The organism is Pseudomonas sp. NPDC096950, assembly GCF_044762525.1.
Taxonomy (GTDB): Bacteria; Pseudomonadota; Gammaproteobacteria; order Pseudomonadales; family Pseudomonadaceae; genus Aquipseudomonas.
In genome coordinates, this window is the sequence record NZ_JBIWEL010000005.1 from 17282 (window position 1) to 26576 (window position 9295).

Consider the following 9295-nt stretch of genomic DNA (forward strand, 5'->3'; position numbering starts at 1 on the left):
GCTGTGGATGAGGGCACTTGGACGGCAGATACGCGTCTTTTACGTAATCAATTAGTTTGCTTTTCAGGGCTAGTTGGCAATGCAGCCGGGGTAATCAAGCCATCATTCACTTGTATGAAGAACTGTAGTGAAAAGCTAAAGCAAACAATCACCCCAAGCACAACCCAGTACGGAATGGTTGGAGTCGCAATTAAAAAAACCACAGCTGTCAACTGAAGTACGCACTGAATACCCAGCATCCAAATCAGTACCAAACGCGGAATTGGCTTGCGTTTAGCATCAGCGTCAAATTTTCTAAAAAACCATTTCATCAATTATTCCCCTTTTGGGCGCGAGAACCGCACCTCTCATCTGGCCCTGCCCAGCATCTGCCGGGCTAGTTCTGTACCTGGGCGGTTTTACCTATTCACCTTCGTGCCAAACCTGAAGCCCAACTGGTACCTTGTGCAAGCCGTGCCATTTCGGCTGATACATAGTTTCAATGCTGATAACCCTGACGCCGCTTTCTTTGACCATCCTGTTTATCGCTTCCACCGCTTGAACCTCGCTAACAGCTGGATCGCTTCCTTTGAAGAAGGGGAACCACGTTTTACCGATCTGACTCATCACACATTCCATAAAATCTCGGACGCGATAATCGCAACTCCAACGCACTTGCCCCACGTTGACGGCAGCGCTTTGTTGTTCTTGAGAAAACCTGACCTCGCGCATTAGTTGCAGGGCTTGTTCAGTTGCCCTGACCAAGTGGAAACTCGTTGTGCTCGACACCATCTAAAAGTCGGCCGGATGCTTTCTTGCCCGCCCAACCCATCACCCAGCCATCCTCTGTGGTGGCCTTATTGGGGCGGACGGTCAGGCCCTCTGCCTGGCCGAGCATTGGTATCCATTCACCCCACTGCTTGAAGAGAAACGGTACGCCTGCGGCCGAGCATTGGTCGCGAAGTTTACGGATCCAGTCCGGAGACATGGGCCGAGCGCGAGGCCCGCTCTCGCCACCTGCGATCACCCAGTCAATATGCTGAAGGCCCATCGTCTCGGAGCAATCCTTTGCCGTGCTCATCAGGTCAACAGGCCCAAGCAGCGGCTCTATGCTTAGGAATCGCACACGCGCCGGCACCTCCAGCAGTTTCAGAATGTCGCGGTTTGCCTCAGCCTGATTGCAGATGGTTGAGCCGAGCCAGACATGTGGGTACAACCTGTCGAAGTCCGAAGAGTCTGGCAGCATGTTTGCGGCATTACCGATGCGCTTCGTCAAAAGTAACCAGTCCAAGTTAGGTGTTGCTTCGATAAGACGCCACAGATCATCACGCCATTCTGTCGGTACCTGGTTATCGAAAACATCGGCGAGACTTGCGCAAAACACCCGCTGGCGTCTTCCATGCTTGGCTTGAAACTGGGCGGCAGTTGCATTCCATCGAAGGGGCAGCGCCCAGTTGCTGGCGCTGGTGCGTCGGCGCTGTTCTTTCGCCCCCCAGACAACGTTCATTGTCCGCGCTGGGGTACTGCGCGCCGCGTAGCAGTCGTCGCACGCCGGGCTCACTTTGGCGCACCCGATCCATGGGTTAAAGGTGCTGTCGCACCATTCGATGTTGGTCTGTTCGCTCATGATTACCTACGCTTTACGTGGTCAATCGACATTTCAGAATTGCGGTGGGGGAGGATCCACCGCGAGGACATCAATCATGGTTATCAGCCAGTGGAGGGTGGGGGCTCTGAATCTTGTGTTTGAACCTTGTCGAGATCTGACGTGATGGAATTCATCACCACACCTCCTCAGCCACGGTTTCTAAAACAAGATCCTGCTGTGGGCTTACACCCGTCGGCAGTACCGAGTTGAAGCCTTCAAGCACCGAGTTTTTTACTTCGACCCAGTATCGCTCTCGATCTGAAATGTAGGCGGTCTTGTCGGCGCAGTCGCTCGGCGGCTCGATCACCTCAACCACTGAAAATTCCCAGTCTGTGATTTGAGTTTTTCGCAGTGCCTCGTGGAATTTACACCCGGTGGAAACCGAGAGGTGTTCCCACCATCGCAGTGTGAAGGAGCGAACTGTTTGGCCGATGTAGACCTTGCCGGTGGACTTCTGCCGAACTTGGTAAATCACGGGCGGTGATTTCCCCAAGCCTGCGAGCTTGAATTCTAAGAGGTCGCGAGCTTTACCCGCCGTCGAGCATTTGGCTGAACAATACTCACCACCCAGGTGGTCGCAATGAGGGTCGTTGTACTTGTCGATTGGTTTGAAGATTGCCTGGCATTCCTTGCACTCGGTATCGCGAAACCGGCGAAGGATGTAGTCCTCGTGCGGTTTGACCTCGCGGATAAGTAGAAGGTACGCATGCTGCTCCATGTCCTTCTTCAGCACGCGCACAGGAAATACCCGGCTGTACTCGTCCTCTATCAGCGCCTTTGCCTGTTTACGATCTGGGGCAACCACAAGTCCACTGAAAACCGGTGGCCAGGCCCAGCCGGAGCCGCCTTCGTGAACATCAGATTCACGCCCTTTGATCTGGTAGAAGTAGTCAGGCATGGCGTAGCACCTGGCCTTTTGGCTTGTGAGTCTTCATAGATGAAGTCGCTCTTTGATTTCAGCGACTTGGTCTGAGGTAAGCTTGTGCTGTGTTCGAGCTTCGCTCAGCAAATCGTAAGCTGCGGTCAGATGCTGTTTGGTACCGCCGTTTGCAAGCTTCTCAATAGCCCCCTCAAGTGCTCCTCGCGTTTGAAGCATGAGTCCGCCGACTGACCACGGGAATGCGTTAGGTGCGATCAATGGCCACCTCCATTTCGTGCGCCGAACAGAAAGCAGTAAATTCAAGCGCCAGATCGTCTGCGCCGGATTGCACCATGTCCGGGGTGTCGCTCAGATACGGCATGGCTTGGCCCATCAGTCGCAATGCTTGACTGAGTTTTGATTGAAGCGCTGCTTCACGGGCGTGTGACTTGGCCAGTTCCGATTCATCGCTCGGGGAGGTCGCGATCACCACCGACGTATGATTCGGTACGTGGCTGATGAGGCCTTGCGCTTGCGCGCAGCGGAGCGCTTCACGGACGGGCATGCGGCTCACGTCATAGTGGTCGGCAATCACTTGTTGGCTCACTTTCGTACCGATAGGCAAATCCCCCCTTAACACGGCCTGTGACAGCTGTGCGGCGATGAAAGAGCCGTTCACTGGGTGGTCGGGGCGAGGCCCGAGTGCTTTAACCAAAACCTCACTCATCTTGAGTAACCTCCTTTTTTGAAATTGCTTTTCACGCAAACAGTTGAAGTCAGTGTTTTGAGTCTCAGCCGCACGCGATGGGGTGGACTCGGGAGTAGTTGCAAAAACGGTGTGTCAGCCTGCTTGTTTCAGGCGCAGCGCCAGCACGTACAGATCTCCAGTGTTCCTCCAGCTAAGAATCTGGAAATCACCCGCTGCCATTTCTTGCCAGTTCTCAGCGCTGGCTTTTTCAACACCTATCACGCCGCCTTCTGTGAAATGGTCAACATTCACGTGGGCTACCACCGGCTTGCCCGCGTGGTTGGCGTTGATCGTGGTTTCGATCTGAACCTGGATCTTGGCTTTAACCGGCGCGCGGGTTGCCGTTGGCGAGAAGCCGATGTCGAGTAACTCGACCCGGCCGGGCTCCAGCGTTGTGCTTGTGAGCTGAAAGCGATGCACCTTGGAATACACCGAATCACCGCCAACGAATCGGGTGGCCTCATCCAACGTCATTTCTGGAGAGTCAGCGAGTGCGGAAGCGCTCATTTGCAGTCTTGAATCCAAATCAGCGTTGGGGTCACTGAATCGCAACAGCGCGCCGCTGAAGATGACGTATGTCTCGACTGAGAGGCTCTGAGGAATCAGTGAGGGCGAATTCGCTTGAGTCGGCGATGTTGATGCTCCGAAAGGGGCGCAACCGCCCAGGCTCGCCAACAGAGCTGCAACCATTACGAATCTGGTTAAAAGGGTGATGTTCATTCCGTGTCCTATAAATTCATCGCAGTCCCTGACAAGCAAGGCTCATTTATAATGTACTTATACCGAAATTTAAAGCGCTTAAAAGCCATATGGCCGCTTATTCATTATCGGGGCGGGGCAGGGCGCATACGCAGGTCTAAGTGCTGAATGCGTTCGTTAGGTGGCCCAAGCTGTGTGAAGTCAATGGGGGCAGTTTATTTCCCTCAATTGCTGCGAAAAGAGCGCTTATCTCAGCGTTGATATTGAGCCACCAGGTCAGGCAGCAAATGATCACAAAGATGCGAGGTCGACCAATGATGTCCGCCGCACTCTCTACCTGCCGATGTAAGGGATCTTCATAGCGAATCACAAACTTCATGATGCCTGAGGCAGTGTCATGGCCGTTGATGTGCTTTACCCCAGCCAGCACTGTGTCTGCCAGCTTGGGGCCTGCTCGATCAGCCATGATCGTCTTGAGTAGTTCAACCCGGTCATGGCCGTTGAGCCCGTTTGCAATGGCCTGAAGATACTCCGCGTTCACACTCCGCCCGTGATGCTTCGCAAGTCGCTTCATTGCCGAATGCGTGTTTTTGGGCACCCGTACGACGAAGCTGTCCGGGCATTTTACGGTAGAGGTTTTGGCAGGCGGTTTCAAAACAGGGCCTTCTTCTAGCAGGTTAGCGGCTGTGCACTTGAAGCGACGTTATGCCTTTTGGACTCGGTTCTCTTTTATCCGCTCCAGTCGCGTAATACGCTCTGCGGCGGCGAGCAGGAGAAAGGTTTCTTTATCCACCTTCGAGTCGCCTTGACGTGGTGACTGTGCAAGATCCACAAGTCCTTTCACGAGGTCATGGGCTAGCCAGTGAATGCCCAGGTTGTCCGTGGTCACGCTATAGCCGGAGGCCTTCAATGACCCACGGATGGTCTCGATGCTGAAGTACTGACCATCAAGCCGCAACAAGCTCGGTTCATCGGCGTACATCATCAGATGGCCAGCTGAGCTTGCTTCTCCAGGGGCTTCTGAGTGTTCACTTTGAATCTGCTCGTCGATGAGCTCAACGATTGAAGCTGCCAACTTCGGATCAGGTTCAGATGAGATGGCGGCTTCATGGGCGATTCTTCGAATTTTGAGTAGCAGTTCTTGGTATTGCGAGAGCATCTTCTATCCCTAACCACGTCAACCGTGGTGATTGTCCATTTTGATAAGTCAACTCGGCGGCGATTGGCCGCCGGAGATAGTGCAATCAAGTCTTGGGGGCTTCTCCCAAGTTCCGAATTGCATTGGCCATATAATTCAAAACCTTTTTCCGCTCTTCAGGGGCGACCTTGGCGAAGCTAACGGCTAGCTCCCAGAACTCATCTGGGGTTTTCATAGTGTCAGGCACTCCGACGTTGAGTTTGCCGAATTCAGCTTCAAATGTTTGCGCGTTACTAACTGCGTGGATCAGGGCTTCTTGATCCATTTCCGCTAATAAATCCAGATATGAGGCTTTGTAGTTAAGCCACATTTTCTTCTCGTCGACTGCTGGGGGCATCAGACCCGCAATGGCTTGGACAAGGTCATTGTTGGTGTTCGTCATGAGCATCCCCCTGTTGTTTTTGCGGTGTCACAAAGCAGGGCGTGCCGTCGCTTTTCTTGCACTTGTTGATAGCCTCAACTGTTTTGCCCGCAAAATACAATGGGTCGATCATTTGCGCCCCGAGGCCGGTGTTGATCAGGTGATAGGCGTTGAGTTTGTCGCCGGTGCGGATTGGGAGCGTTGAGTTTTCCAACGGGATGGCCAGAGCAATCGAATCCTCGTAGGAGCCGCCGTTTGCTGACGGGCACGCAACACGTTCAATCTTGATGACTTGGCCATCGTGAGACAAGGTTTTGACCATCTCTCCATAAAACAGGCAGTTCCACGTTTCATCGCGGAAGCGCATCGGGCCCTGCTGTGTGGAGTCGTAATCTTCCAGGCTGATCAGCTGTAGTGGGCCAGTTTTTGGGCCGTAGTTGGGTATAGTCATGTCGGCGATGTGAGAGTCACCCCGGCTATTGAGAGCCATTGCACCAGCGCCTAAAGCAACAGTTAGGGCTGCGCCGAGGGCAATGCCGATTACCAGACCTTTTGAAAATGGTGTGTTTCGCATGTGTGTACCGAATTGAGTTGAGATGCCATTACCGGCAAAGGCCCTTGCGGGCCTTGGTTGATGATATTTGAGAGGTCTGACTAGCTGCACAAAGCGACTTTGAGTTCCCGATGATCCATGTTACGGATCGAGACTTTATCAGCGATGTATTTCTCGAAAGCCGCAACATCCGAGATATGTGGTTTTACCAGTCGATCACGAAGGGTCGCCCGTGCCTTGGTGCAGAACGCGAGCAGCTGGTTGCCAGCATGGTTCGGGTTATACCCGTCACTACGCGAATGGTTGAAAGCAGTAGTCATCAGAAGATTCCCTTGGCTGTTGAGCAAGTACGCATTGCGTTGATATCTTGATGTGAGAATTATGAAATATACTTCACCTTAAGGTCAAGAAGTATATTTCCTCACACAGTCAGGGAGAAAACTCAACGACCCATACATAGGGATCAATGTCCCATGGCGATCCTAATCGCGCGTAGTGCTCATTCCAGGCGTAGGCGTACTGAGTCCAGTTGGGATACCCCTCCATTACAATCTCCGCATCAGTAATGCCTTTAAGGCGCGCAACTGACACTGCTTTGACGGTCGCGTATCCCAGTGACTGCTTTTTGTTGTAAGGGAGGCATTCTACCAGTTCGACTTGCGAGCTTGCCCGGCCAAACGGGCACGCTTGATTGAAACGCTTTTGAGAAAGAAGCTCTTCACTTTCAGGTGGCCATTTAAATAGATCCACAGCGACCTTATCGGTATCGTCGAAGAGGTCGCCACTTGCAGCCGCGAATGTCAGCGGCTGGGGTGTAACGGGGACGCGGTACTGCCTGAGCTTTCCCGCACGAAATGCATCAGCTTGTTGGCGGTACAGGTGCAGCGTAGAGGTCATGAAAGTCACCCGTTAGTTGTCGATCAACCTTGTTCAGCGAGCCATTCGCCCAGGTAGTGATCCAGTGCTGCGTCTGATGGAATCGAGTCAGAGTCATCCTGAGCCTTCAAAAATGCGCAGAAGCTGACGACAGCGTCTTCACGAGAGGCTTTAGTGTCGGTTGGCGAAGCGATTGCCCCGACATCAGTTGAGTCCGATGGGGTTCCTGTCTCGGGAGCAACGAAGGGTTCAACTGCGGCGTAAACCAGCTTGGAGAAAGTTTTAGCTGTCGCCGGGCGAAAGCCGGGCTGAACAGACAAGATCTTTTCGATATTTTTCTCGATCTGGCCCCGTCTCGCTGCACCGACTGGAGACGGAGCGTCGATCTCATTTGAGATGTCTCCTCGTCCCCGTAAGGCATTTAGAAGAAAAGGGAGAGAGGAGGCCGCTGCGGCAATGAGTTTTGCGTACGCAGCGCCCTCTGCATCGTTTCGATATCGGCAAACAGCGCGCCCCCCATCTGCGATAACGATAACCGGCGGCTTGCCATCCTCGATGGCTGGCACAAACAAGGACGTGTTTGGCACAGACTCACACAGTTCGCTGAGCAGTGATAAATCGAGAGGATCGAGTGGATGTATAGGCGTGTTGCCAGAGAGTGGGCTTGCCTGACTTACCTGGGCATTCATGGTGGCCTCGCAGTACCTTGGCGTAACTGTATTTCACAATAATGTATTGGGAAATATCCTTCCCTGCAAGCGCTCTTTTTCAAATTGCCTCAAATTTGCCCGTATAAACAATCAAAATGAAGAAATGTCTTGGCAATGCATCCTGCTTGGAAATATGCTTCACTGCAATTCAGTGTCATTACACCGGTTCTGAGGGTGCTGTTGTGCAAGTAATGGGCGAGGTTGAGGTGGCAATTCTTGATGCGAAGAAGCATCCAGCAATGGGGGTTGCCATTCAGAAGGTGAGCCCCGAAAAGCCCTACGTTGGATTTTGGCATGGGAGCAATGGACTTCGATTCTATGTGAAGAAAATTGTCTACTCGACTGGCTTCATTCAAGGTGCAGCCACAGCAGAAATGGCCGATGCAGTGGGATACAGCTCTGTAATTGAGGCGGCCGAAGAAATCGCGTCACTGGGTTACGCGGGCTCTTACATGCAATTCGCTCCATATGTAGGGCAGTTGCGGCTTTTTTGAAGTAGCCGGATTTCACGGCTTCCAATTGATGCATGCCGAATCATCCGGTACATAAACTCCAGGTCAGGCGAAAACTATGAGTGAAGTGTCTGCGGTTGTCTCCCCCCGAGACCCGCGTGAAGTGCTGTACAAAATCGCGAAGGAACTCTCTCAGAGCGCGATGACTGTGTCCGAACGAGCTTGCTTGGTAAAAAGCGCCGACGGATCTAAACGCATGGCAATGACGGGCATCTCTAGTGTCAATTATCCGCATTCTGGAATTGGCCAGGGTTCGACATTGCACAAGGTTTCTTTTCGGTTCATCGGTGATGAGTCAGATCCGATGTGTCGGTACCACCCAACTGAAGACATGGCATGGGCGTTGGTTGACCCTCGCTCCAAGACAGTGCTCTTTGGGCCTGAGCGGGGAATGTTGATACGTCAGCGTTCTGAGGGGATCGGTTCTTACATCCTTGGCCAGCTCATTCGTCTAGTGAATCCAGGCGTTTCTGTCGGCGGCTTCAAAGTTCATGAATTCAAGATGCCTCTGTCGGTAGAAGGCGTTCTGCCTGGTGATGAACAGCAGATAAATTCTCTTCGATGCGAGGCCATGCTTCGCCGCGCGGGGTTTTACGTTTCTCCTGTTGGTGCAGGCTTGGTCGTGGGTGCGCGTAAAGCGCTGGATCTCCAGAGTCGATGGAATCTCGACAAGATCTGGTTCATGAACCCTGCACAGCTGGCTGAAAATGCGTCGATCTGGCTGAGTGAAGGAGTCGAGTCGGCGAGCTCCTTAATCAAGACTAAGGATGAACTTCGCTTAGCGCAGGACGATCTTGAGTCTGCCCGTGGGGAGCTGGAGCGTGAGCGGCAGGCCCTCCAACGACAGCAGCGCGATCACGATGCGCAAACCGAATCACTGAAGGCCCAAAAACAGGCGGACGAAGAAACCATTGCAGCGTTGAGAGCTGAGGTGCTTCAGCAGGATCAAAAGTTGGTTGGCGTAGCGCAAGCCGTGGAATTGCCACCTGTACCTCCTGCGTCCACTGAGCTTTCTGCTGATGCTCACCCCCGTATTCTTCGCGTAGAGCTGGGGCGATCTGTGATGGGCTTTCTCTGGGTTGTGCTTGCTGTGGTCTCAGCTTTCGCATTCATGACCTTGAAGCAGTCATAAACCCCAGTATTCAATGTCAC

15 protein-coding genes are annotated in these 9295 nt (G+C 53.0%); 2 read left to right on the plus strand and 13 right to left on the minus strand.

Annotated features, from left to right (window positions below; all coding sequences use genetic code 11):
• Window positions 1–47: 47 nt before the first annotated feature.
• The 13 genes from ACIQY3_RS10750 to ACIQY3_RS10810 all read right to left on the minus strand — a co-directional run bounded on the left by ACIQY3_RS10750 (window position 48) and on the right by ACIQY3_RS10810 (window position 7610).
• Window positions 48–311, minus strand: coding sequence for a hypothetical protein (locus ACIQY3_RS10750; RefSeq protein ID WP_403019202.1), 264 nt, complete (start codon window positions 309–311; stop codon window positions 48–50).
• Window positions 312–402: 91 nt separating this feature from the next.
• Window positions 403–606 carry a hypothetical protein gene (locus ACIQY3_RS10755; RefSeq protein WP_403019204.1) on the minus strand — a complete coding sequence of 68 codons (204 nt, stop codon included), beginning with the start codon at window positions 604–606 and terminating at the stop codon, window positions 403–405.
• 121 nt (window positions 607–727) lie between these two features.
• Window positions 728–1606: a phage Gp37/Gp68 family protein gene (locus tag ACIQY3_RS10760; protein ID WP_403019205.1), complete on the minus strand. Its 879-nt coding sequence runs from the start codon at window positions 1604–1606 to the stop codon at window positions 728–730.
• Window positions 1607–1760: 154 nt separating this feature from the next.
• A complete protein-coding gene (locus tag ACIQY3_RS10765; protein ID WP_403019207.1) occupies window positions 1761–2525 on the minus strand; it encodes a GIY-YIG nuclease family protein in 765 nt (254 codons plus the stop codon).
• Window positions 2526–2751: 226 nt separating this feature from the next.
• Window positions 2752–3213, minus strand: a complete 462-nt coding sequence (locus tag ACIQY3_RS10770) for a GntR family transcriptional regulator (protein ID WP_403019209.1) — start codon at window positions 3211–3213, stop codon at window positions 2752–2754.
• A gap of 114 nt (window positions 3214–3327) precedes the next feature.
• On the minus strand, window positions 3328–3954 hold the full coding sequence (locus ACIQY3_RS10775) for a hypothetical protein (RefSeq protein ID WP_403019212.1): 627 nt from the start codon (window positions 3952–3954) through the stop codon (window positions 3328–3330).
• 136 nt (window positions 3955–4090) lie between these two features.
• Window positions 4091–4588 (minus strand): Arc family DNA-binding protein, encoded by a 498-nt coding sequence (locus ACIQY3_RS10780; protein WP_403019213.1) that lies wholly within the window; start codon window positions 4586–4588, stop codon window positions 4091–4093.
• 48 nt (window positions 4589–4636) lie between these two features.
• Window positions 4637–5092 (minus strand): hypothetical protein, encoded by a 456-nt coding sequence (locus ACIQY3_RS10785; RefSeq protein WP_403019214.1) that lies wholly within the window; start codon window positions 5090–5092, stop codon window positions 4637–4639.
• Window positions 5093–5177: 85 nt separating this feature from the next.
• The gene (locus ACIQY3_RS10790; RefSeq protein ID WP_403019216.1) at window positions 5178–5513 is read right to left on the minus strand and encodes a hypothetical protein; all 336 of its coding nucleotides are present in this window, start codon (window positions 5511–5513) and stop codon (window positions 5178–5180) included.
• On the minus strand, window positions 5494–6066 hold the full coding sequence (locus ACIQY3_RS10795) for a hypothetical protein (RefSeq protein WP_403019217.1): 573 nt from the start codon (window positions 6064–6066) through the stop codon (window positions 5494–5496). The genes ACIQY3_RS10790 and ACIQY3_RS10795 overlap by 20 nt, the downstream gene beginning before the upstream one ends.
• 80 nt (window positions 6067–6146) lie before the next feature.
• Entirely contained in the window at window positions 6147–6365 is a 219-nt protein-coding gene (locus tag ACIQY3_RS10800) for a hypothetical protein (RefSeq protein ID WP_403019218.1), read from the minus strand.
• Window positions 6366–6474: 109 nt separating this feature from the next.
• On the minus strand, window positions 6475–6942 hold the full coding sequence (locus ACIQY3_RS10805; protein WP_403019219.1) for a hypothetical protein: 468 nt from the start codon (window positions 6940–6942) through the stop codon (window positions 6475–6477).
• Window positions 6943–6965: 23 nt separating this feature from the next.
• Window positions 6966–7610, minus strand: coding sequence for a hypothetical protein (locus ACIQY3_RS10810; RefSeq protein ID WP_403019220.1), 645 nt, complete (start codon window positions 7608–7610; stop codon window positions 6966–6968).
• Between the two features lie 116 nt (window positions 7611–7726).
• Between ACIQY3_RS10810 and ACIQY3_RS10815 the strand changes: the two genes are divergently transcribed.
• Window positions 7727–8125 (plus strand): hypothetical protein, encoded by a 399-nt coding sequence (locus ACIQY3_RS10815; RefSeq protein WP_403019222.1) that lies wholly within the window; start codon window positions 7727–7729, stop codon window positions 8123–8125.
• A 76-nt stretch (window positions 8126–8201) separates the two neighbouring features.
• A complete protein-coding gene (locus tag ACIQY3_RS10820; protein ID WP_403019224.1) occupies window positions 8202–9275 on the plus strand; it encodes a coiled-coil domain-containing protein in 1074 nt (357 codons plus the stop codon).
• Window positions 9276–9295 lie beyond the last annotated feature (20 nt).

Coding starts and splice junctions, on each gene's coding strand:
- ACIQY3_RS10760 (WP_403019205.1), bottom strand. CDS start 1,606: ATGAGCGAACAGACCAACATCGAATGGTGCGACAGCACCTTTAACCCA.
- ACIQY3_RS10785 (WP_403019214.1), bottom strand. CDS start 5,092: ATGCTCTCGCAATACCAAGAACTGCTACTCAAAATTCGAAGAATCGCC.
- ACIQY3_RS10795 (WP_403019217.1), bottom strand. CDS start 6,066: ATGCGAAACACACCATTTTCAAAAGGTCTGGTAATCGGCATTGCCCTC.
- ACIQY3_RS10755 (WP_403019204.1), bottom strand. CDS start 606: ATGAGTCAGATCGGTAAAACGTGGTTCCCCTTCTTCAAAGGAAGCGAT.
- ACIQY3_RS10765 (WP_403019207.1), bottom strand. CDS start 2,525: ATGCCTGACTACTTCTACCAGATCAAAGGGCGTGAATCTGATGTTCAC.
- ACIQY3_RS10810 (WP_403019220.1), bottom strand. CDS start 7,610: ATGAATGCCCAGGTAAGTCAGGCAAGCCCACTCTCTGGCAACACGCCT.
- ACIQY3_RS10815 (WP_403019222.1), top strand. CDS start 7,727: ATGAAGAAATGTCTTGGCAATGCATCCTGCTTGGAAATATGCTTCACT.
- ACIQY3_RS10775 (WP_403019212.1), bottom strand. CDS start 3,954: ATGAACATCACCCTTTTAACCAGATTCGTAATGGTTGCAGCTCTGTTG.
- ACIQY3_RS10750 (WP_403019202.1), bottom strand. CDS start 311: ATGAAATGGTTTTTTAGAAAATTTGACGCTGATGCTAAACGCAAGCCA.
- ACIQY3_RS10800 (WP_403019218.1), bottom strand. CDS start 6,365: ATGACTACTGCTTTCAACCATTCGCGTAGTGACGGGTATAACCCGAAC.
- ACIQY3_RS10805 (WP_403019219.1), bottom strand. CDS start 6,942: ATGACCTCTACGCTGCACCTGTACCGCCAACAAGCTGATGCATTTCGT.
- ACIQY3_RS10770 (WP_403019209.1), bottom strand. CDS start 3,213: ATGAGTGAGGTTTTGGTTAAAGCACTCGGGCCTCGCCCCGACCACCCA.
- ACIQY3_RS10790 (WP_403019216.1), bottom strand. CDS start 5,513: ATGACGAACACCAACAATGACCTTGTCCAAGCCATTGCGGGTCTGATG.
- ACIQY3_RS10820 (WP_403019224.1), top strand. CDS start 8,202: ATGAGTGAAGTGTCTGCGGTTGTCTCCCCCCGAGACCCGCGTGAAGTG.